The 19,452-nt window shown below is 66.4% G+C and carries 22 protein-coding genes; 6 read left to right on the top strand and 16 right to left on the bottom strand.

Annotated elements, in window-relative coordinates; translation table 11 throughout:
- Nucleotides 1–9: 9 nt before the first annotated feature.
- The 4 genes from AC3B6A_RS20695 to AC3B6A_RS20680 all read right to left on the bottom strand — a co-directional run bounded on the left by AC3B6A_RS20695 (nucleotide 10) and on the right by AC3B6A_RS20680 (nucleotide 4,149).
- Complete coding sequence (locus AC3B6A_RS20695; RefSeq protein ID WP_488398970.1) at nucleotides 10–1,125, bottom strand: glutathionylspermidine synthase family protein; 1,116 nt, start codon at nucleotides 1,123–1,125, stop codon at nucleotides 10–12.
- Nucleotides 1,125–1,451 (bottom strand): hypothetical protein, encoded by a 327-nt coding sequence (locus tag AC3B6A_RS20690; protein ID WP_488398969.1) that lies wholly within the window; start codon nucleotides 1,449–1,451, stop codon nucleotides 1,125–1,127. The genes AC3B6A_RS20695 and AC3B6A_RS20690 overlap by 1 nt, the downstream gene beginning before the upstream one ends.
- A 164-nt stretch (nucleotides 1,452–1,615) precedes the next feature.
- Nucleotides 1,616–3,649, bottom strand: coding sequence for a methionine--tRNA ligase (gene metG / locus AC3B6A_RS20685; RefSeq protein ID WP_488398968.1), 2,034 nt, complete (start codon nucleotides 3,647–3,649; stop codon nucleotides 1,616–1,618).
- Between the two features lie 92 nt (nucleotides 3,650–3,741).
- The gene (locus AC3B6A_RS20680) at nucleotides 3,742–4,149 is read right to left on the bottom strand and encodes a hypothetical protein (RefSeq protein ID WP_488398967.1); all 408 of its coding nucleotides are present in this window, start codon (nucleotides 4,147–4,149) and stop codon (nucleotides 3,742–3,744) included.
- Between the two features lie 187 nt (nucleotides 4,150–4,336).
- Here AC3B6A_RS20680 and apbC point away from each other — a divergent pair, with 187 nt between their 5' ends.
- Nucleotides 4,337–5,431 (top strand): iron-sulfur cluster carrier protein ApbC, encoded by a 1,095-nt coding sequence (apbC, locus tag AC3B6A_RS20675; RefSeq protein ID WP_488398966.1) that lies wholly within the window; start codon nucleotides 4,337–4,339, stop codon nucleotides 5,429–5,431.
- Nucleotides 5,432–5,528: 97 nt separating this feature from the next.
- On the top strand, nucleotides 5,529–6,095 hold the full coding sequence (gene dcd, locus AC3B6A_RS20670) for a dCTP deaminase (protein WP_084359729.1): 567 nt from the start codon (nucleotides 5,529–5,531) through the stop codon (nucleotides 6,093–6,095).
- Between the two features lie 167 nt (nucleotides 6,096–6,262).
- Here the strand turns inward: dcd and AC3B6A_RS20665 are convergent, their stop codons facing one another.
- From AC3B6A_RS20665 to AC3B6A_RS20630, 8 genes are all read right to left on the bottom strand, one after another.
- On the bottom strand, nucleotides 6,263–7,027 hold the full coding sequence (locus AC3B6A_RS20665) for an ABC transporter ATP-binding protein (RefSeq protein ID WP_488398965.1): 765 nt from the start codon (nucleotides 7,025–7,027) through the stop codon (nucleotides 6,263–6,265).
- A 45-nt stretch (nucleotides 7,028–7,072) separates the two neighbouring features.
- Nucleotides 7,073–7,786: an ABC transporter permease gene (locus AC3B6A_RS20660; protein ID WP_488398964.1), complete on the bottom strand. Its 714-nt coding sequence runs from the start codon at nucleotides 7,784–7,786 to the stop codon at nucleotides 7,073–7,075.
- The gene (locus AC3B6A_RS20655; RefSeq protein WP_488398963.1) at nucleotides 7,783–8,496 is read right to left on the bottom strand and encodes an ABC transporter permease; all 714 of its coding nucleotides are present in this window, start codon (nucleotides 8,494–8,496) and stop codon (nucleotides 7,783–7,785) included. The genes AC3B6A_RS20660 and AC3B6A_RS20655 overlap by 4 nt, the downstream gene beginning before the upstream one ends.
- Before the next feature lie 79 nt (nucleotides 8,497–8,575).
- On the bottom strand, nucleotides 8,576–9,355 hold the full coding sequence (locus AC3B6A_RS20650) for an ABC transporter substrate-binding protein (protein ID WP_488398962.1): 780 nt from the start codon (nucleotides 9,353–9,355) through the stop codon (nucleotides 8,576–8,578).
- Between the two features lie 332 nt (nucleotides 9,356–9,687).
- Entirely contained in the window at nucleotides 9,688–12,228 is a 2,541-nt protein-coding gene (locus AC3B6A_RS20645; protein WP_488398961.1) for a penicillin acylase family protein, read from the bottom strand.
- A gap of 147 nt (nucleotides 12,229–12,375) precedes the next feature.
- Nucleotides 12,376–13,704: an IS4 family transposase gene (locus AC3B6A_RS20640; protein WP_488398960.1), complete on the bottom strand. Its 1,329-nt coding sequence runs from the start codon at nucleotides 13,702–13,704 to the stop codon at nucleotides 12,376–12,378.
- A gap of 121 nt (nucleotides 13,705–13,825) precedes the next feature.
- Nucleotides 13,826–14,026: an SEC-C metal-binding domain-containing protein gene (locus AC3B6A_RS20635; RefSeq protein WP_488398959.1), complete on the bottom strand. Its 201-nt coding sequence runs from the start codon at nucleotides 14,024–14,026 to the stop codon at nucleotides 13,826–13,828.
- A gap of 8 nt (nucleotides 14,027–14,034) precedes the next feature.
- Nucleotides 14,035–14,520, bottom strand: coding sequence for an LEA/WHy family protein (locus AC3B6A_RS20630; protein ID WP_488398958.1), 486 nt, complete (start codon nucleotides 14,518–14,520; stop codon nucleotides 14,035–14,037).
- 122 nt (nucleotides 14,521–14,642) lie between these two features.
- On the opposite strand from AC3B6A_RS20630, the gene AC3B6A_RS20625 reads away from it, so the two are divergent.
- Nucleotides 14,643–15,203, top strand: a complete 561-nt coding sequence (locus AC3B6A_RS20625; RefSeq protein ID WP_488398957.1) for a hypothetical protein — start codon at nucleotides 14,643–14,645, stop codon at nucleotides 15,201–15,203.
- Here AC3B6A_RS20625 and AC3B6A_RS20620 read toward each other — a convergent pair whose 3' ends face one another.
- The 3 genes from AC3B6A_RS20620 to AC3B6A_RS20610 form a co-directional block, all read right to left on the bottom strand.
- Nucleotides 15,204–15,830, bottom strand: a complete 627-nt coding sequence (locus AC3B6A_RS20620; protein WP_488398956.1) for a trimeric intracellular cation channel family protein — start codon at nucleotides 15,828–15,830, stop codon at nucleotides 15,204–15,206.
- Between the two features lie 165 nt (nucleotides 15,831–15,995).
- Nucleotides 15,996–16,469 carry a YchJ family protein gene (locus AC3B6A_RS20615; RefSeq protein WP_488398955.1) on the bottom strand — a complete coding sequence of 158 codons (474 nt, stop codon included), beginning with the start codon at nucleotides 16,467–16,469 and terminating at the stop codon, nucleotides 15,996–15,998.
- A gap of 2 nt (nucleotides 16,470–16,471) precedes the next feature.
- Complete coding sequence (locus tag AC3B6A_RS20610; RefSeq protein ID WP_488398954.1) at nucleotides 16,472–16,960, bottom strand: DUF6231 family protein; 489 nt, start codon at nucleotides 16,958–16,960, stop codon at nucleotides 16,472–16,474.
- Nucleotides 16,961–17,100: 140 nt separating this feature from the next.
- On the opposite strand from AC3B6A_RS20610, the gene AC3B6A_RS20605 reads away from it, so the two are divergent.
- The 3 genes from AC3B6A_RS20605 (at nucleotide 17,101) to AC3B6A_RS20595 (ending at nucleotide 18,890) form a co-directional block, all read left to right on the top strand.
- Nucleotides 17,101–17,733 carry an OmpA family protein gene (locus AC3B6A_RS20605; RefSeq protein WP_488398953.1) on the top strand — a complete coding sequence of 211 codons (633 nt, stop codon included), beginning with the start codon at nucleotides 17,101–17,103 and terminating at the stop codon, nucleotides 17,731–17,733.
- A gap of 121 nt (nucleotides 17,734–17,854) precedes the next feature.
- A complete protein-coding gene (locus tag AC3B6A_RS20600; RefSeq protein WP_488398952.1) occupies nucleotides 17,855–18,133 on the top strand; it encodes a DUF1145 domain-containing protein in 279 nt (92 codons plus the stop codon).
- Nucleotides 18,126–18,890 (top strand): collagen-like protein, encoded by a 765-nt coding sequence (locus AC3B6A_RS20595; protein ID WP_488398951.1) that lies wholly within the window; start codon nucleotides 18,126–18,128, stop codon nucleotides 18,888–18,890. The genes AC3B6A_RS20600 and AC3B6A_RS20595 overlap by 8 nt, the downstream gene beginning before the upstream one ends.
- A gap of 42 nt (nucleotides 18,891–18,932) precedes the next feature.
- Here the strand turns inward: AC3B6A_RS20595 and AC3B6A_RS20590 are convergent, their stop codons facing one another.
- Nucleotides 18,933–19,397, bottom strand: coding sequence for a CopD family protein (locus AC3B6A_RS20590; protein ID WP_488398950.1), 465 nt, complete (start codon nucleotides 19,395–19,397; stop codon nucleotides 18,933–18,935).
- Between the last annotated feature and the right edge of the window lie 55 nt (nucleotides 19,398–19,452).

Here is a 19,452-nt window from a genome sequence, read left to right as displayed (position 1 = left end):
GGCGGGTTCTCAGACGAAATAGTGGGGGACGAAGCGGCTGCTGTCGCGGGTGATGGGGCTGGAATCCTCGCGGATGCCCAGGCCGGCGGCCTGCCCGTCGATCACCCAGCAGCCGAGCACGGCATGGTTGCCGTCGTACTCGGCGAGTGGCGCGTAGCCCTGGTAGATGCACGGCGCGTCGGCGTGGGGGCCGTCGCTTTCCAGGCGCAGGTCGCCGGCGACGATGCGGATGTTCTCGCCTTCGCGCGAATACAGCGGCTTGCGCACGTAGGCACCGGGGAGGTCGTCGCGGTAGCTGGCCGGCAGCAGGTTGGGGTGCTGCGGGTTGAGCTTCCAGAGGATCGGCAGCATGGCCTTGCTCGACATCAGCAGCTTCCACGCCGGCTCCAGGAAGCGGATGCCGCTGCGCTCGATGTGCCCGGCGAAGCGGTCCTGCAGCAGCCACTCCCAGGGGTAGAGCTTGAAGCAGTGGCGGATGTCCTGCTCGTACTGGTCGATGAAGGTGCCGCGCGCCGCGTGGTGGCCGATGAACTCGACCGGCAGGTAGCGCGTCGCCAGGCCCGCCTGGTGCGCGGTGTCGAGCAGGTAGAGGACGTTGCCGGTGTCCTCCTCGTGGCCGTCGATGGCGGTGAAGTGCAGCAGGCCGTCCGGGGCGATGGCCCGCCAGCGCGCGATCAGCTTCTCGTGCAGCGAGTTGAACTGGTCGGCGGCCGGGTTCACCTCGTTCAGCCACTGCCACTGCACCACGCTGGCTTCCAGCAGGCCGGTGGGGGTGTCGGCGTTGTATTCGAGCATCTTCGGCTGGCCCTGGCCGTTCCAGGAAAAGTCGAAGCGCCCGTACAGGCTCGGGTCCTGGCGGCGCCAGGAACGGATGATTTCCTCGCGGGCGCCCGGCGGCAGGTGGAAGGGCTCGAAGTGGCCGGTGCGGATCACCCAGTCCACGCATTCCAGGTAGCGCTGGTGCAGGTCTTCGCTGGCGGCCTCCAGCGTCTCGATCTGTTCGAGGCTGAATTCGTAGGCCACCGACTCGTCCCAGTAGAGCCCGTCGATGCTGTGGAAGGTGAAGCCGACCGCCTCGCAGCGTTCGCGCCAGTTGGCGCGCGGCTCGACTCGCAGGCGGCGCATCAGCTGCCTCCGGAGAAGCGGGCGCCGGAGGAGCCGAAGCCGCCGCGGGTCACCAGCTGGCGCGACTGCACCTGGTGGGTCTGCGCGGTCCTCGGTCGCGAGCCTTCCTCGTAGCTCGGCCCGCGATAGCGGCTGGAGCCGCCGCTGTAACCGCCGGAGCCGCCGCTGCCGGACTCGGGCTCGCAGGCGTTGGGCGTGGCGCCCCAGTCCTTCAGGCAGTCCTCGCGGTTGGCGTAGAGGTCGCGGTACACCGGGTCGTGGTGCAGCACGCCGTAGAGCGCCCCGCCGGTGAGCAGGGTGGTGAAGACGATGTTGGATTTCTTCATGGTCGAGCGCCGGGACGCCGCGGGAAAGCGGCATCGGCAGGTCCTTGCGCGTGTGTCGGATCCTTGAGGGGGGCGAGTCTAGCGTATTCGCCGCCGGCAGCGGTGATGCTCGTCGCACACGAAAACGCCGGCAATCTGCCGGCGTTTTCGGGGGAGCCGCGGGGTCAGCGGACGCGCTGGCCCGGCTTGGCGCCGCTGTCGGGGCTGAGCAGGTAGATTTCCTCGCCGCCGGGGCCGGCCGCCAGGACCATGCCTTCGGAGACGCCGAACTTCATCTTGCGCGGGGCCAGGTTGGCCACGTACAGGGTCAGGCGGCCTTCGAGCTTGCTCGGGTCCGGGTAGGCGCTCTTGATGCCGGAGAACACGTTGCGCTTCTCGTCGCCGATGTCCAGGGACAGGCGCAGCAGCTTGTCGGCGCCCTCGACGAACTCGCACTTCTCGATCAGCGCGATGCGCAGGTCGACGGCGGCGAAGGCGTCGAAGTTGATTTCCGCGGCCAGCGGGTCCTTGGTCAGTTCGCCATTGCCTTTGGGCTGGTTGGCGGCGGCGAGGTCTTCTTTGGAGGCTTCGATCATGGCTTCGATTTTCGCGGGCTCGATACGGGTCATCAGGGGGTTGAACGGGTTCAACTGGTGGTTGGCCAGCAGTTGCTCGTGGTCGGCCCACTTCAGCGGGGCGACGTTGAGGAAGGCTTCGGCGGCCTCGGCCAGCTTCGGCAGCACCGGCTTGAGGAAGATCACCAGCTGGCGGAACAGGTTCACGCCCAGGGCGCAGATGGCCTGGACTTCGTCCTGCTTGCCTTCCTGCTTGTTCAGCGACCAGGGCGCCTTGTCGGCGATCCAGGCGTTGGCCTGGTCGGCCAGGGCCATGATCTCGCGCATGGCGCGGCCGAAGTCGCGGGCCTCGTAGGCGGCGGCGATGCCCGGTGCGGCGCTGCGGAAGGCTTCCACCAGTTCCGGCGCCGGGTTGGCGTCCACCAGCACGCCATCGTTGCCCTTGTGGATGAAGCCGGCGCAGCGGCTGGCGATGTTGACCACCTTGCCGACCAGGTCGGAGTTGACCTTCTGCACGAAGTCCTCGAGGTTCAGGTCGAGGTCGTCCACGCCGCGGCCCAGCTTGGAGGCGTAGTAGTAGCGCAGGTATTCCGGGTCCAGGTGGTCCAGGTAGGTGCGCGCCTTGACGAAGGTGCCGCGCGACTTGGACATCTTCTGGCCGTTGACGGTCAGGTAGCCGTGCACGTTCAGCGCGGTCGGCTTGCGGTAGCCGGCGCCTTCGAGCATGGCCGGCCAGAACAGCGCGTGGAAGTTGACGATGTCCTTGCCGATGAAGTGGTACAGCTCGGCGTCGGAGTCCTTCTTCCAGTAGGCGTCGAAGTCCAGCTCCGGACGGCGCGCGCAGAGGTTCTGGAAGCTGGCCATGTAGCCGATCGGCGCGTCCAGCCAGACGTAGAAGTACTTGCCCGGCGCGTCGGGGATCTCGAAGCCGAAGTAGGGCGCGTCACGGCTGATGTCCCACTCCTGCAGGCCGGCGTCCAGCCATTCGGCGATCTTGTTGGCCACCGACTCCTGCAGGGCGCCGCTGCGGGTCCACTGCTTGAGCATGGCGTCGAAGTCGGGGAGCTTGAAGAAGTAGTGCAGCGACTCCTTGAGCACCGGGGTGGCGCCGGAGATGGCCGATTTCGGGTCCTTCAGCTCGGTGGGCGAGTAGGTCGCGCCGCAGGCTTCGCAGTTGTCGCCGTACTGGTCGGCGGTGCCGCACTTCGGGCAGGTGCCCTTGATGAAGCGGTCGGCCAGGAACATCTGCTTTTCCGGGTCGAAATACTGGGTCACCGGACGGGTGGCGATGTGCCCGGCCTCGCGCAGCTTGAGGTAGATGGAGGACGACAGCTCGCGGTTCTCTTCCGAGTGGGTCGAGTAGTAGTTGTCGAAGTCCACCAGGAACTCGGCGAAGTCGGCCATGTGCTCGGCGCGCACGCCGTCGATCAGCTGCTCGGAGGTGATGCCCTCGCGCTCGGCGCGCAGCATGATGGCCGAGCCGTGGGCGTCGTCCGCACAGACGTACACCGCCTGGTTGCCGCGCATCTTCTGGAAACGCACCCAGATGTCGGTCTGGATGTACTCCAGCATGTGCCCCAGGTGGATCGAACCGTTGGCGTAGGGCAGGGCGCTGGTGACGAGGATCTTGCGGGCTTCGGACATGATGATCGGCCGTTCCGGTTAAAACGAGGGAATCGGCAACTATATAGGAAGCAGCTGCAGGTGAGCCACCTGTGGCGATGGCTGTACCGTACTCATTCCGTCAGTAGCGATAGCAGGGCTTCGTCCTGCGAGGCTGCTGTACTGCAGAAGGTGCGGAGCCCTTCCAGAAGCCACTTGCAGTCGAGTGGTAGTTGCAGACTGAGACGGATCTCTTCCTCAGTGTGCCCGACGAGATAGGCCGCAATTTCTTTGACACAGTCCTTCCCGATAAAACAAATATCGGGATCTCCGGTACCGTCGCGGCTGCTCAGCTCACCCTCGTACAACAAAGCAAGCGGCGAGTTGGTATCTGCCAGGTACCCCAGTGCCTGTCCACAATCAAACTCTGGTGCGCTTCCTATTCCCAACGGTTCCGCGACTTGGTACCAGTCCTGCTTTCTTTTGCACTGCTCCAGTACGATGCGTGCGGAATCGGAAACGCGATAGAGATAGTCCGGCATTATTGTTGGCTCCTGCTCATGATGCGAACGAGCTGGAGGTTGCCCGCTTTATTCACTGAGCTAAAGGCAATAGCGGCGCCTGAGGCTTGTGGTGGGCAATTCGTGATCCTTGTCGCTGGACAAGTCGTGAGGCGGGGCTGCTGTTACAATGCCCGCCTATTCTGCTCAGTCTTTCACAGGAGTACCCATGGGCGCCGTCAACCGAGCCACGCTGGAAAGCCTTCTCCGCCAGATCATCGATCCCCACACCGGCCAGAACCTGCTGGACGCCGGCTACCTGCGCGAGCTGGACATCCAGGGCGGGCGCGTTTCGCTGACCCTGGAGCTGGGCTACGCCGCCGGCCTGTTCAAAAATGGCCTGGCGCAGACCGTGCAACTGGCCGTAGAAGCGCTGGACGGCGTCGACTCGGCGCAGGTCAAGGTGGAAACCCGGATCGCCGCGCACAAGGCCCAGGCCCAGGTGCCGGGCATGAGCAACGTCAAGAACATCATCGCCGTGGCCTCCGGCAAGGGCGGCGTGGGCAAGTCCACCACCGCCGCCAACCTCGCGCTGGCGCTGGCCCGCGAAGGCGCCCGGGTCGGCATCCTCGACGCCGATATCTACGGCCCCAGCCAGGGCATCATGTTCGGCATCCCCGAAGGCACCCGGCCGAAGATCCGCGAGCAGAAGTGGTTCATCCCGCTGGAAGCCCACGGCGTGGAAGTCATGTCCATGGCCTTCCTCACCGACGACAACACCCCGGTGGTCTGGCGCGGCCCGATGGTCTCCGGCGCGCTGCTGCAACTGATCACCCAGACCGCCTGGAACGACCTGGACTACCTGGTCATCGACATGCCGCCGGGCACCGGCGACATCCAGCTGACCCTGGCGCAGAAAGTCCCGGTGGCCGGCGCGGTGATCGTCACCACCCCGCAGGACCTGGCCCTGCTCGATGCCAAGAAGGGCGTGGAGATGTTCCGCAAGGTCAACATCCCGGTGCTGGGCGTGGTGGAGAACATGGCGGTGCACATCTGCTCCAACTGCGGCCATGCCGAGCACCTGTTCGGCGAGGGCGGCGGCGAGAAGCTGGCGGCGCAGTACGGCGTGGAACTGCTGGCCTCGCTGCCGCTGTCCATGGCCATCCGCATGCAGGCCGACGGTGGCAAGCCCACGGTGATCGCCGATCCGGAAAGCCAGCTGGCGATGATCTACCAGGAACTGGCCCGCTGCGTGGGCGCGCGCATCGCCCTGAGCGAGAAGGCCGCGCCGGCGATGCCGAACATCTCCGTCAGCGACGACTGAATACGCGACAATGCCGCTCGGCGCGCCCCTTTGCCGGGCGGCGCGCCTGCCGGTAAGATTCGCCTTCTTTTTTCAGCCGCCTCACAGGACGCTCGCCATGACCATCAAATCGGACAAGTGGATTCGCCGCATGGCCCTGGAGCACGGCATGATCGAGCCGTTCGTCGAGCGCCAGATCCGCGGCGCAGATGACAGCCGGGTGATCTCCTACGGCGTCTCCAGCTACGGCTACGACGTGCGCTGCGCCGCGGAATTCAAGGTGTTCACCAACATCCACTCGGCGGTGGTCGATCCGAAGAACTTCGACGAGAAGAGCTTCGTCGACATCAACAGCGACGTCTGCATCATCCCGCCGAACTCCTTCGCCCTGGCCCGCACCGTCGAGTACTTCCGCATCCCGCGCGACGTGCTGACCATCTGCCTGGGCAAGAGCACCTACGCGCGCTGCGGCATCATCGTCAACGTGACCCCGCTGGAGCCGGAGTGGGAGGGCCATGTGACCCTGGAGTTCTCCAACACCACCAACCTGCCGGCGAAGATCTACGCCCACGAGGGCGTGGCGCAGATGCTGTTCCTGCAGTCGGACGAGGCTTGCGAGGTTTCCTATCGCGATCGCGGCGGCAAGTACCAGGGGCAGACCGGCGTGACCCTGCCCAAGGCCTGATCCTTTCGCGGTGAATGAAAAAACCGGGCCTTGGCCCGGTTTTTTGTTGCCCGTCGAAACCGCAGGGGCGGCACGTGTAGGAGCGAGCCTGCTCGCGAACAATCCGCTGCCAGGACGTTCGCGAGCAAGCTCGCTCCTACGAAAGGCGTTCCCGCGATGGGTGGCGGTTACTTCAGGTTGCCGCTGAGGAACTGCCGCAGCCGCTCGCTCTTCGGCTTGCCCAGCACGTCCTGCGGCGGGCCCTGTTCCTCGACGCGGCCCTGGTGGAGGAACAGCACCTGGCTGGACACTTCGCGGGCGAAGGCCATTTCGTGGGTCACCAGGATCATGGTGCGGCCTTCCTCGGCCAGCGCCTTGATGACCTTGAGCACCTCGCCGACCAGCTCCGGGTCGAGCGCCGAGGTGGGTTCGTCGAACAGCATGATTTCCGGCTCCATCGCCAGCGCGCGGGCGATGGCCACGCGCTGCTGCTGGCCGCCGGAGAGGAAGGCCGGGTACTTGTCGGTCACCTGCGCCGGCAGGCCGACCTTGCTCAGGTAGCTGCGGGCGCGCTCCTCGGCTTCCTTGCGCTCCACGCCCAGCACCCGGCGCGGCGCCAGGGTGACGTTCTCCAGCACGGTCAGGTGGCTCCACAGGTTGAAGTGCTGGAACACCATCGCCAGGCGGGTGCGGATGCGCTGCAGTTGCGCCGGGTCGGCGACGCGCATGCCGCCGGGGCCGGGCAGCATGCGTATTTCCTCGCCGTCGAGGATCATCCGGCCGTCGTCGGGCTGTTCGAGGAAGTTGATGCAGCGCAGGAAGGTGCTTTTGCCCGAGCCGCTGGCGCCGATCATGCTCACCACGTCGCCAGTGCTGGCGTCCAGGGATACGCCCTTGAGCACTTCGTTGTCGCCGTAGCGCTTGTACAGGGTGTCGATCTTCAGTGTGGTCATGCGGGCCTCGGGAATGCGGTACGGGGGCGGCGTCGGGTGCGCGGCTCAGGCATGGCTGGGGCCGAGGAAGGCCAGCCAGCGCCGCTCGGCCAGGCGGAACAGCCCGACCAGGGCGAAGGAGGTCGCCAGGTAGAGCAGCGCGGCGATGCCGAAGGACTGGAACGACAGGAAGGTCGCGGCGTTGGCGTCGCGGGCGATCTTCATGACGTCCGGCACGGTGGCGGTGAAGGCCACGGTGGTGGAGTGCAGCATGAGGATCACTTCGTTGCTGTAGTACGGCAGCGCGCGGCGCAGCGCCGAGGGCATGATCACGTAGCGGTACAGCCGCCAGCCGCTCAGGCCATAGGCGTGCGCCGCCTCGACTTCGCCGTGGGCGATGTTGCGGATGGCGCCGGCGAAGATTTCCGTGGTGTAGGCGCAGGTGTTCAGGGCGAAGGCCAGCAGGGTGCAGTTCAGGCCGTTGCGGAAGAAGGCGTCGAGGATCGGCTGCTCGCGCACCGCCGCCAGGCTGTAGATGCCCGTGTAGCAGACCAGCAGCTGGATATACAGCGGCGTGCCGCGGAACACGTAGGTGTAGAACTGCACCGGCCAGCGCACCAGCGGGTTGCGCGAGACGCGGGCGATGGACAGGGGAATGGCGAAGGTGAAGCCGAAGGCGATGGACACCACCAGCAGCCAGAGCGTCATGGCCAGGCCGGTGATGTGGTAGCCGTCGGTCCAGAGGAAGGCCCTGCCGTACTGCTGCAGCAATTCGATCATCGCAGGGCCTCGCGCACGCCGATGGCATAGCGGCGCTCAAGGGCGTTGAGCACGATGTTGGAGAGGGTGGTGAAGGCCAGGTAGATCAGCGCCGCCACCATCAGGAAGAAGAACAGCCGGTAGCTGCTCTTGCCGGCGTCCTGCGCGGCGCGGACCACATCGGACAGGCCGATGATGGAGACCAGCGCGGTGGACTTGATCAGCACCATCCAGTTGTTGCCCAGCCCCGGCAGGGCGAAGCGCATCAGCTGCGGGAAGAGCACGAAGCGGAAGCGCTGCCCGCGGCTCAGGCCGAAGGCGCTGGCCGCTTCCAGCTGGCCGCGCGGCACCGCGAGGATGGCGCCGCGGAAGGTTTCGGTGAAGTAGGCGCCGTAGATGAAGCCGAGGGTGATCACGCCGGCGCTGAAGGGGTCGATCTCGATGTACTCCCATTCCATGTAGTCGGTGAGATCGGCCAGCCAGGTCTGCAGGCTGTAGAAGATCAGCAGCATCAGCACCAGGTCGGGGACGCCGCGGATCAGCGTGGTGTAGAGGACCGCCGGCATGCGCAGCAGTTTCGCGCCGGAGAGCTTGGCGCTGGCGCCGATCAGGCCGAGCAGGACCGACAGCAGCAGCGAGCAGATCGACAGCTTGACGGTCATCCAGGTGCCGTCCAGCAGGATCGACCCGTAGCCGCCGAGGCTGATGCTTTCGAGGAATTCCTGGAGCATGCGCTGAGCGCTCCCGTGGCGCGGCCGTTGCCGTAACGGGCCCGCCCCGGCCGGCGGGGGCGGGCGCATTCGGGGTGGATCAGTCGTTGTAGATGTCGAGGTCGCCGAAGTACTTCTTCTGCAGCTTGTCGTAGGTGCCGTCGGCGTGGATGGCCTTGATGCCCTTGTTCAGCATCTCGCGCAGCTCGTCGTTGCCCTTGCGCACGCCGATGGCGATGTCCGACGGCATTAGCGGGTCATGCATCGGCTTGCTGATCTCGAAGCCCTTGCCCTGGTCGGTGGTGAGGAAGCCCTGCTCGGCCTGCAGCATGTCCTGCAGCGAGGCGTCCAGGCGGCCGGACACCAGGTCGGAGTAGACCTGGTCCTGGTTCTGGTAGCTCTTCACGTTGACCCCGGCCGGTTCCAGCTTGGCCTTGGCGAAGGTCTCCTGGATGGTGCCTTGCTCGACGCCCACGGTCTTGCCCTTGAGCGATGCGGCGGTGGCCTCCAGGCCCGCGCCCTTCTTGCTGATCATCGCCGTGGGGCCGGTGAACAGCTTGTCGGTGAAGTCGATTTCCTTCTTGCGCGCTTCGGTGACGGTCATCGAGGAAATCACGCCGTCGAACTTGCGTGCTTTCAGGCCGGGGATCATGCCGTCGAAGTCGTTCGGCATCCACACGCACTTGACGTTCAGGTGCTCGCAGATGGCGTTGCCCAGGTCGATGTCGAAGCCGACCAGGCTGCCGTCAGGGGCCTTGGACTCGAAGGGCGCGTAGGAGGGGTCGGTGGCGAAGCGGATTTCTTTCCACTCCTTGGCTTGCAGGGCTCCGGCGCTGGCCAGCAGGACCAGGGCGGAGAGGGTCAACCAGGCTTTTTTCATCGAATGGAATCCTTAAGGTTGGTCAAGCAGGTGGAAGAACGGAAACACCTGTGCAACGGCGCAAGGACAGCAATTTTCGAACCAGGCACGAAGCCGCGGACGCCAGCGATAGGAAAAGGATGACGGACGCGCTTCTGCGACAGGTATAGCAGCGGCGGCTCCGGCGTGCGCACCCGAATGGCGCGAGGGGGTGAGGCGTGGGGTGACAGGATGGTGCGCGGGGAAAAAAGAAAGGCACCCGAAGGTGCCTGAATATGATCATGGAGTAAGTCGACTGTTCTGATTCCGGGGGCGGATACAAGTTCCCGGCCCCTGCAAAGTTTCTCAGCCGATCACTTGTCCGGCACCAGCGTCAGGCGTTTCACCCCGTAGACCTTCTCCAGGTTCTGCGCCTGGAAGGGGAAGCTCAGGTAGTTGCCCTTCAGCCAGGCGTCGATGCCGTCGGCGTAGTGCGGGCTGGCCGGGTTGCCGGACTGGCCGCTGCTGTTGAGGCCGAGCATCGGCTCGCTCTGGCCGAAGTCGACGACGATGCGCATGGCCGGGATCAGCCAGGTGTCGAAGTCCTTGCCCCAGTGGTAGGCCGAGACGTTCAGGGTGCTGTGGTCGCCGCCGGCCGGGTAGGGGCCGCGGTCCAGGTAGCTCCTGATGGCGCTGAGGCTGGCGCGCTGGCTGGCGCTCAGGTTGGGCGCCATCCTGGTGCTGTCGCTGATCCACTCGTAGGTGTGCAGCTTGCCCCATTGCCAGGCATGGCGGTCGCTGCCCAGCTTCTGCTCGCAGAAGGCGCTGGCGGCGGCCAGGCTGCGGGCGAGGATCGCCGGCTTGTCTTCCTTCTGCGGGGTGCGGCTGTCGTCCCAGAACGGGCTGTCGTCGCGGCCCAGCAGGTGGTCGGCCTGGGCCGAGTAGGACAGGTCGGCGTTCTCCACGAAGGCCTTCCAGGCCGGGCTGTCTTCCGGGCCCAGTTCGTCGAGGAAGATCTGCTTGCTGCTTTCCTGCAGGAAGGCTTCGTACAGGGCCGCGTCGGCGGAGGTCGCGGAGAGCTTGCCGTCGAACGCCATCAGCCGGTCGTAGGCCTCGCGGGCGCGGGCGCGCTGGTCGGCGGGCAGGGCGTCGATGGCCTGCTTCAGCGGCTGCGCCATGCCCGGAGCGTCGAGCATCGCCTGCAGCTTGCCGGCGAAGGGCGTGGTCTGGTCGTACTGCATGGCGATCATGCTGCGGTAGTCGTGGCTCTTGCTGGCGCCGGCGAGCTGGGCGATGCGCTCGTAGCGCTCCGGGTAGTACCAGGAGCTGGACAGCTGCGCGCCGTAGCCGGGCTGCACGCTGCGGTGGTTGGCGGTGCCCAGCCAGCCCTGCGCCGGGTCCTGGTCGGACGGATGGAGGATCGGGTCGGCGTAGCCGTCCCAGTCGTAGCGGCCGTCCCAGCCGGGGGAGGGCAGCAGGCCGCGGCCCTCCTTGCGGTTGGGGAAGCGCCCGGTGACCTGCCAGCCGATGTGCTTCTCGTCGGCGAACAGGATGTTCAGCGCCATGGCGCGCACGTCGCGGGTGGCGTCGAAGGCCTGCTCGACGTTCTTCGCCCGGGACAGGTCGAAGAAGGCATCGAGGGTGCGGTCGGATTCGCTCTGGATGCTCTGGTAGGCGATGCCGTAGCCGCTGGACAGCTCCAGCGGCTGCAGCTCGTGCTTGCGCTGGCCGAGGGCGCTGTTGAGCAGCGGGCCGTGGCGGGTCTCGAAGACGGTTTCGCGGACCGGGCTCTGGCCCTTGATGAAGAAGGTCTCGTTGCGCTCGACCGCCTGCTTCCACTGGCCGTCGGCGAGGTAGTAGAGCTTGCCGCCCTGGCGCTTCACCTGTTCGAGGAAGAGGTCCTGGTTGTCGCCCATGACCATGGTCATGCCCCAGGCCAGCTTGCCGTTGAAGCCGGCGACCACGCCCGGCACGCCAGCGATGGAGACGCCGGCGGCGCTGAATTTCGGCGAGCGGATATGCACGTAGTTCCACACCGAGGGCATGGACAGCGGCAGGTGCGTGTCGTTGGCCAGCAGGCTCTTGCCGCTGCGGCTGCGCTGCGGCGCGATGGCCCAGTTGTTGGAGGCGGCGACGCCCATCATCTGCAGCGCGGCGACCTGGCCGGCGGCGCGGTCGAGGGCGTCGAGGCCGGCGATGCGGCCGTCCAGGCGCAGGCCCTTGAGCTTGTCGGCTTCCTCGAAGGGCAGCGGCTCGTCCGGGTAGATCGGCGTCAGCCAGGGCAGCTTGTCGGCGCCGACTTTCTGCGCCAGCACCAGGGAGGCGATCTCCTCCTGCAGGTTCACTGCCAGGCCGAAGTTCAGCAGGCTGAAGACCAGCGCGGAGTCTTCCGGCTTCCAGTATTCGGGGCGGTAGCCGGACTCGGCCAGGTCCATCGGCAGCCGGTCGCGGTAGCGGTACAGGTAGGCGTTGACGCCGCGCGCGTAGGTCTCGAAGAAGCGCTTGGTCCGCACCGAGGAGCCGGCATAGAGGGCGTCGGCGGCTTTCTTCAGGTTCACTGTGCGCATGAAGCGGTCGGTTTCCAGCGCGCCGGGGCCGACCATTTCCGCCAGGCGCCCCTGGGCCATCAGGCGCAGGCCGACCATCTGGCTGATGCGGTCGCTGGCATGCACGTAGCCGAGGGTGAACAGCGCGTCGTGGAAGTTGCTGGTCTCGATCAGCGGCATGCCCAGGCTGTTGCGGCGGATCGACACGTTGTCCGCCAGGCCCTTGATCGGCTGCACGCCGGTGGCGGGCGTCAGGCTGTCGGCGTAGCGGTCGTTCAGCCAGCCCTGGCAGCCGGCGAGGCTGACGGCGGCGCTGAGGGTGGCGGCAAGGCCGAAGCTGGGAAGCCGGCGGAAGGCTCGCGGGGCCATGGGGTGTGCTCCTGCACAAGGGATCGCGGGGAAGGCGCTACGTTAGTGAGCCGGTGGGGGCCGCGCAAGTCACGCACGGCGGGATTTTCAGCGGCGGCCGGGGCGTTGCGGCGGACAGCAGAAGGCCCGCGCTGGGCGTAATGCTGTTCACTTAAGCGGAGCGGCCTTGCGGTCTACCGGGTAGCGGGTCTTGGACATCTTCACCGTCCGGGGTCGTGAAGGCCTTGGGCGGTGATCCAGGAACAACCCGCCGATTCCCGCCCGCAACTCCGATAAGCGTCGTCCTGTCGCGGAAACCGGGTTGGCCGCCGCCATCACGATCAGTTGCACGGCGATGTAGTGAGCCACCGGCTTGAAGCGGATGTCGCCGGGAGCACGGCCAAAGGCCACTGCGGCCTGGCTCGCCTCGCGGCGAATGATGTTGTAGGCCAGCAACAGTCCCCAGACTTCCTGGTAGATCAGTTCGATTTTCTTACTGCGCAGGGTCACTGCGTTCTGTTGCAGGGAGCTCTTGATATCGCGGAAGCCCAGTTCGATCTCCCAGCGTTCCTGATACAGATTGGCAATGGCCTTGGCGCTGTAGATATCGGCTGGCAGCGAGGTCAGTACGGTTTTGACCTTGCCCTGTCTCTCGTAGCTGACTTCCCGCACCTCCCAGTAGCAGGGCAGATTCGGATTGCGCTTCCTCGCCTGGGCTGACACCCGCATCCGCAGCAGGCGGTCCCCTTTGCCGTAGCGATCGATCTCCTCGCTGACCAACGCCTTGCGGGCCGGAATCAACCAGTGACGGTTGTCGCCGCTGGCCAGGCCCAGCAACAGGTTGGCACTCCAGAATCCCTTGTCGAACAGCGTCACCGAATGGCTGGGAATCTGCTGCACAAACGCATCAGCCAGGCGCATTTCACTGCGCCGGTAGGGGCTCAGTTGGGCATCCAGAATCAGGTGCGAGCGCACGTTCATCAGGGCTACGAGGCGCAGCATGGGAAACGGCGTCTGGCGGTCGGTGGCGGTATTACCGGAGCCGAAATGCTCCCGTAGCTCGGGGGTATCCGGGGTGCGCAGGAGCGCACCGTCCACGGCCAAGACCTGCAGGCCCTGCCAGGTATCACCGTCATAGCGCTCGCGCCCCCAGTGGTGACCGGTCTGGCGAAACAGCCACTCCACCGGATCGGCCCCTAGCCGTTTGCGGGCCTCGGTGACCCCGCTGCGGGCCAGCAGGTCGTGAGAGGCCAGTCCCTGGGCGCAGATGTTCAGGCGCCGCGCCACCTCATGGACCGGCTCGTCGCGGAACAAGGCCATGCCGAGCACCAGCCAGAGCACCTGATCGCTGGGCAGGCGCCGCCGTCGGATGGTGGCCTGCGCGGAAAGACCCAGTGCCGACGCCACCCACTCGATCGGGATGTTCTGGGTGAAGGTGCTGAGATCCGAGAAGTTGAACAACTCGCCCAGATCGAGCAATTGCTGTTGGAAAGACATAAAAAATCCGATGCCAGAGACCTGGCATCGGATTCTCGGGGAGCCCGGGCAACAGCTCAAATGCTTAAGTGAACAGCATTACGCGCTGGGCGGGCCTTCTTCGCAGTGCGCGGAGCCGGGGTCAGGCGCCGTGGCACTTCTTGAACTTGTTGCCGCTGCCGCAGGGGCACGGGTCGTTGCGGCCCACGTCCTTCAGCGGGTTGCGCACCGGGTCGTGGCTGTGGTTGCAGTGCGGGCCGTGCACGTGGCCGTGGTCATGGTGGTGGTCATGATCGTGGTCGTGATTGCAGTTCGGACCGTGTACGTGGGGTTCCTGGCTCATGGTGACGCTCACTCGGGGATGAAATCGCCGGGAATTATCTCGCCATTGCGGGCGATGTGCACGTTCTGGCCGAACAGCAGGCCGGTCTTCACTTCGCCGTCGAGGCGGTAGCGGATCGGCCTGTCCGGGGTTTCCAGCAGCTTGACGATGTACTTCATGTGCCGCCAGAGGTTGGTGGTCACCGGCACCTCGAAGGTCTCGTGGCCATTGGCGGGTACTGTGAACCAGTTGTTCGACTCGCCCTCGGCCAGGTCGATATCGTTCAGCTTGACCTTGTAGGCCAGGCCGCGGACCGGAAGGCTGAAGTCGTTCGGATTGTCGATGCGGAAGTGCAGGGTGAATTCCTGTTCCAGCAGACGCGCCTTGACGACGTCGACCTTGACCAGCTTCACGTCTGGTTCTTCGAAATCACCTGTCATCCAACTGCAGCCCGAGACGAGGCTGAACAGCCAGAACAGGCTGAGAATTCTTATAATTTGCGCCTGATAATTCATGTCTATCCCCCAGCAGGCCCCAGTGTACCAAGCACCTGCTCGGCTGCAAGTTGTTGTTACGTTAAAAGAAGCTGCACCATACTGGCCGAATGTAACCGGCGGGTTAACACAGGAGAGTGATGATGAGCCGCTATGAGATCGCCTTTTCCGGCCGGACCGTGCCGGGTGCACCGCTCGACAGCGTGAAGGCCAACCTGGCCAGGCTGTTCCAGGCCGATGCGCAGCGTATCGAGCTGCTGTTCTCCGGCCGGCGCATGGTGATCAAGAACAACCTGGACGAGGCCGCGGCGGAGAAGTACCGCAGCGTGCTGGAGCGCGCCGGCGCGCTGGTCGAGGTGCTGGACATGGACGCGCCGATCGAGGAGATCGAGCTGGCGCCGCCGTCCGCTGACCCGGAGCCCGCCGCGCAACCGGCGGCTGCCGCGGTGGCCGGTTCGACCCCGGGCCCGCTGAAGGTCGCCCCGCGCGATGAGTACATGGCGGCATTCGCCGACGTCGAGGCGCCGGACTTCGGGCTGGCGCCGGTGGGCACCGACCTGCAGGACGACAAGCCCGATGCCCAGGCCCCGCGCGTGGACCTCAGCCAGTTCAGCCTGGCGCCGGTGGGCAGCGACATGGGGCAGGCCAAGGCCGCGCCGGCGGCACCCGCGCCGGACACCAGCCACCTGAAGCTTGCGGACTGATCAGTCGCCCTGGTGCGGGTCGTCCTGGTAGATGAACTTGGGCATTTCCCAGCGGAAGCGCACCGCCAGCATGCGGAACAGGAAGCCGGTCGACAGGGTGATCAGCATGGCCTGCTCCTTGGGCACGTTGATCTGCAGGCAGATCAGGTAGCACCAGGCGCTGGCGAAGGACACGCTGGCATACAGCTCGCGGCGGAAGATCAGCGGCACGTCGTTACAGAAGATATCCCGCAGGATGCCGCCGAAGACCCCGGTGATCACCCCGCTGACCGCCGCGATCAGCAGGCTGTGGCCCATCTCCAGGCTGACCTGGCAGCCGATCAGGGTGAAGGCCACCAGGCCCACGGCGTCCAGCGCGAGGAACAGCGAGCGCAGGTGGCGCATCAGCGGCGCGATGAACACGGTGAACAGCGCCGCGCCGGCGGTGAGCGCCAGGTATTCCGGATGGCGCACCCAGGTCAGCGGGTAGTGGCCCAGCAGCATGTCGCGCACCGAGCCGCCGCCCAGCGCCGTCACGCAGGCCACCAGCACCACGCCGAACAGGTCCATGCTGCGGCGGCCGGCGGAAAGCGCGCCGGTCATGGCTTCGGCGGTGATGGCGATGATGTAGAGAACGGTCAGCAGCATGGCGAAGTCCCGCAAGGAGGGCCGCTGCGGCGGATTCGCGCGCCCCAAAAAAAGCGCGGATTCTAGCCCAGACGCCTGCGGCCCCCAAGGGGTGCGTTCGTCCAGTATCCGGCGGGACGGAAAGCGGCCTGCGGCCGCGAACGCCGGTCTGCCCTTATGGGTCGCTCACTCGATCCAGGGGCCGCAGCATTTCTTCAGCTTGCCGCCGGCGCCACAGGGGCAGGGATCGTTGCGCCCGAGCTTCATCGGCACGGTCGGGTCGAGGAAGTACCAGTGGCCGTCGCGCTGGACGAAGCCGGAGCATTCGCGATGCGTGTGCTCGCCGCTGCCGTCGTGCCAGCGCGCGACGAAGGTGACCCGCGCGTGTTCCGGCTGGCCGCCGAGCACTTCATGGCTCTCCACCTCCAGGCCCAGCCAGGTGCTGCCCAGGCTCCAGGTGCGGATCGCCTCCAGGTCCAGGCCGGCCTGCTGCGCGGGCAGGGTGGTGTCGCGCAGGTAGTCCACCAGGCCCAGGGCGTAGGCGCTGTAGCGCGAGCGCATCAGCGCCTCGGCGGTGGGCGCGCTCTGGCCGGCATGGAAGCGGCCGCAGCACTCGGGCAGGGGCAGGCCGCTTCCGCAGGGGCAGGTCGGTTGGTTCATGGTCACCACCAGTACTTCCCAAAGTTTTCCGGGTTGGCCCAGAACTTGGCGTTCAGCCAGTCCGGGACCTGCTTGTATTCGTGCAGATCGTAGGTGAACAGGGTGAGCACCTGCGCGTCGCGCTGGAAGCGTTCGCTGGCCTGCATGGCCAGCGCGTAGAAGTCGCTGTCCTGCGCCTGCGCGGCGTCCAGGTCGACCAGCACGGCGACGCGGCTGCTGTTGAGGTTGCGGATGCCGCCGACCAGTTGCTGGGCATCGCGGCGCGGCAGGTGCTCCAGGCAGTCGGCGAGCAGCGCCAGGTCGTAGCGCTGCGCGGCGATGTCCGCCGGCAGTGCGCCGGCGGGGGCGTGGAACAGCTCGCAATCCGGATGCGCCGCGCAGAAGGCGTCCACCGCGGGGATCTGGCTGGCGCCGACCAGCAGCAGACGCCGCGGTGCGTAGCGGTCGAGCAGGGCGGCGAGAGCTTGTTGCGGGGTGCGTGATGAAATCATGGGGCTCGTCGAAGGCGGTGATGAATGGACGAAGACTAGCGTGTGACACCCCCGTGGCCTAGTGCTGGCGCATTCAGCGAGTGCCGTCTTTACTCCGTAAGTGTCGGTCAAGACCCGATCATTAGAGGAGAGATGAATTTATGAGCATGACAAGGACCGCTTTACCCCTGCTGCTGGTCAGCACGTTGCTCACCGGCTGCGCAGGGTTGCAGAAGTCCGACTGGCCGACCTGCGCCGTGGTCGGTGGTGTCGGCGGCGCTGGCCTGGGCTCCATCGAAAGTGGCACCTGGGCGGGTTGGGGGGCATTGATTGGTGGTGTGCTGGGGGCATCCTATTGCTGGGTGCACGGTGCCGAGGAACAAGTGGCGGTGGTTCCGCCGCCCGCTCCGGCTCCGGAACCCGCTCCGGCTCCGCTGCCCAAGGAAGAGACCATCGTCGTGCACGACCTGCACTTCGCCTTCGACTCGGCGAAGATCGATCCGCAGGACAAGGAGCAGCTCGACGCCGTCGCCACCCGCCTGAAAGGCGAAGCGGCGACCAGCCGGCTGGCCATTTCCGGTCACACCGACAGCGTCGGCAGCGATGCCTACAACCAGAAACTGTCCGAACGCCGCGCCCACGCGGTGGCGAACTATCTGATCGAGTCGGGCGTTCCGGCGAGCAGCATCACGTCGATCGAAGGCTACGGCGAGAGCCAGCCGGTGGCCGACAACTCGACCAAGGAAGGCCGCGCGCAGAACCGCCGCGTGGAAATCAAGATCACGCGCGAATGATCCAGGCGTGACGAAGTGCTCAAAGGGGGCCGCATGGCCCCCTTTGTCATGCTGGCTTGCCACTGGCATCGCTTCGGGCGGCAGGGTATGTTCCCCGGCAAAGAAGAGTCGGGGGCAACTCATGAAAGCACTGGTAGGGCTGGGCAAGCTGGTTGCCCTGCTGTTCTGGCTGGCGGTGCTGGCCAATCTGCTCGATCCCTTCGCGCATCCCTTCGGCACCCTGCTCAAGCTGGCGGGCGGGCTGATCCTGCTGATCCACATCGTCGAACTGCTGGCGCTGGGCAAGCGCCTGCGCGGCCGGCCGCATCCCTGGATGGACCGCCTGCAGGTCCTGCTGTTCGGCGTGTTCCACTTCATTTCCCTGCCGACCGAGAAAGTAGAAGGAGATACCCATGCGTAAGTCGTTGCTGGGCCTGGCGCTGTGCGCGCCGCTGGTGTGTGCGGCAGCCGGAAGCGTCTCGGTCCAGGACAACACCGTGCTGCGCCTGCCGGTGAAGGGCGACAGCCTGAGCCTGGACCGCATCAGCGTCGGCGCGGAAGGCGCGCTGCTCATCCCCTCGCGGGTCAAGGTGCTGAAGATCGGCGAGCTGGACCTGGCGAAGAATGCCCGCATCGGCGTGTTCCCCGGCGGCGACACGCTGCAGATCGAGGTGCAGCACGGCAACCTGGCCGACGGCAGCGTGATCGCCGCGCAGGGCGGTTCGGGCAGCTTCAGCAAGCCGGCCAGCGACGGTCGCAGCCTGGTCCTGCGCCTGCAGGACGTACAGGTGGAGAACCTGCTGATCGACGTGCGCGGCGGTGTCGGCGCGCCGGGTTACGACGGACTCGACGGCGGCAATGCGAAGACTTCCGGCTGCCTCTGGGGTAGCGGCCGTGGCGCCGGCGACGGCCAGGACGGCGCCAACGGGCAAGCGGGCGCGGCGGGCGGCGTGGTGCGCCTGGAAGTGCCGGAGAAATTCGACGTCGAGCGGGTCAAGGTGCGCCTGGAAGGCGGCGCCGGTGGCGCCGGCGGCAAACCGGGCAAGGCCGGTGCGCGCAGTGCCGAGCGCGGCTGCTGGCTCTATTCGGTGGACGGCGAGCGCGCCGGAAAGGACGGGCGCGGTGGCGAGTCGGGTTCGGCGGGCCGCGAAGGCCGCCTGGACGTCAAGCGCATCTGATCCAGGGCCCGCCCGGCCAGCGGGCGGGCACCCTGTCTAGGTTCACCAGTGCGGGCGCGCGGCGACGAAGGCCACCAGCGCCATGCCGATCAGCAGGTTGATGCCCACGGTGCGGCGGATCTTGCCCAGCGCGGCCCCGCCGGCCGGCCAGTCCTTCGCTTCGACCGCCAGGCGCAGCTCCGGCAGCTGCAGCGCCTGGATGCGCAGGAACAGCGCGAGCATCGCCACGTACAGCCCCATCATCACCTGCACATGGCGCGGCGCGCCGGCCATGCCGTTGAAGCTCAGCTGCAGCATGCCCACGCCGGTCACCGGCAGCAGGATCACCGCGGCCCACACCCAGCGGAAGAAGCGCGGGAACACCGCCAGCCACAGCGTCAGCCTTGCCGGTGCTTCCAGTGCGGCGACGGCGGCCGGGCGCAGCACCATCCAGGCGAAGAACATGCCGCCGACCCAGACCAGGGCGGCCAGGAGGTGCAGGGCATAGACGGGGGCAAAGGCTGTCATTCGGACGATCTCCGCTGGCGGTTGTGGTCAGGCGCGTTATCATAGCCGCCGATTC

It is taken from the genome of Pseudomonas sp. B12(2026), from assembly GCF_057767015.1.
This window is presented reverse-complemented; position numbering and strand designations above follow the sequence as displayed.

Coding starts and splice junctions, on each gene's coding strand:
- AC3B6A_RS20695 (WP_488398970.1), bottom strand. CDS start 1,125: ATGCGCCGCCTGCGAGTCGAGCCGCGCGCCAACTGGCGCGAACGCTGC.
- AC3B6A_RS20690 (WP_488398969.1), bottom strand. CDS start 1,451: ATGAAGAAATCCAACATCGTCTTCACCACCCTGCTCACCGGCGGGGCG.
- metG (WP_488398968.1), bottom strand. CDS start 3,649: ATGTCCGAAGCCCGCAAGATCCTCGTCACCAGCGCCCTGCCCTACGCC.
- AC3B6A_RS20680 (WP_488398967.1), bottom strand. CDS start 4,149: ATGCCGGACTATCTCTATCGCGTTTCCGATTCCGCACGCATCGTACTG.
- apbC (WP_488398966.1), top strand. CDS start 4,337: ATGGGCGCCGTCAACCGAGCCACGCTGGAAAGCCTTCTCCGCCAGATC.
- dcd (WP_084359729.1), top strand. CDS start 5,529: ATGACCATCAAATCGGACAAGTGGATTCGCCGCATGGCCCTGGAGCAC.
- AC3B6A_RS20665 (WP_488398965.1), bottom strand. CDS start 7,027: ATGACCACACTGAAGATCGACACCCTGTACAAGCGCTACGGCGACAAC.
- AC3B6A_RS20660 (WP_488398964.1), bottom strand. CDS start 7,786: ATGATCGAATTGCTGCAGCAGTACGGCAGGGCCTTCCTCTGGACCGAC.
- AC3B6A_RS20655 (WP_488398963.1), bottom strand. CDS start 8,496: ATGCTCCAGGAATTCCTCGAAAGCATCAGCCTCGGCGGCTACGGGTCG.
- AC3B6A_RS20650 (WP_488398962.1), bottom strand. CDS start 9,355: ATGAAAAAAGCCTGGTTGACCCTCTCCGCCCTGGTCCTGCTGGCCAGC.
- AC3B6A_RS20645 (WP_488398961.1), bottom strand. CDS start 12,228: ATGGCCCCGCGAGCCTTCCGCCGGCTTCCCAGCTTCGGCCTTGCCGCC.
- AC3B6A_RS20640 (WP_488398960.1), bottom strand. CDS start 13,704: ATGTCTTTCCAACAGCAATTGCTCGATCTGGGCGAGTTGTTCAACTTC.
- AC3B6A_RS20635 (WP_488398959.1), bottom strand. CDS start 14,026: ATGAGCCAGGAACCCCACGTACACGGTCCGAACTGCAATCACGACCAC.
- AC3B6A_RS20630 (WP_488398958.1), bottom strand. CDS start 14,520: ATGAATTATCAGGCGCAAATTATAAGAATTCTCAGCCTGTTCTGGCTG.
- AC3B6A_RS20625 (WP_488398957.1), top strand. CDS start 14,643: ATGAGCCGCTATGAGATCGCCTTTTCCGGCCGGACCGTGCCGGGTGCA.
- AC3B6A_RS20620 (WP_488398956.1), bottom strand. CDS start 15,830: ATGCTGCTGACCGTTCTCTACATCATCGCCATCACCGCCGAAGCCATG.
- AC3B6A_RS20615 (WP_488398955.1), bottom strand. CDS start 16,469: ATGAACCAACCGACCTGCCCCTGCGGAAGCGGCCTGCCCCTGCCCGAG.
- AC3B6A_RS20610 (WP_488398954.1), bottom strand. CDS start 16,960: ATGATTTCATCACGCACCCCGCAACAAGCTCTCGCCGCCCTGCTCGAC.
- AC3B6A_RS20605 (WP_488398953.1), top strand. CDS start 17,101: ATGAGCATGACAAGGACCGCTTTACCCCTGCTGCTGGTCAGCACGTTG.
- AC3B6A_RS20600 (WP_488398952.1), top strand. CDS start 17,855: ATGAAAGCACTGGTAGGGCTGGGCAAGCTGGTTGCCCTGCTGTTCTGG.
- AC3B6A_RS20595 (WP_488398951.1), top strand. CDS start 18,126: ATGCGTAAGTCGTTGCTGGGCCTGGCGCTGTGCGCGCCGCTGGTGTGT.
- AC3B6A_RS20590 (WP_488398950.1), bottom strand. CDS start 19,397: ATGACAGCCTTTGCCCCCGTCTATGCCCTGCACCTCCTGGCCGCCCTG.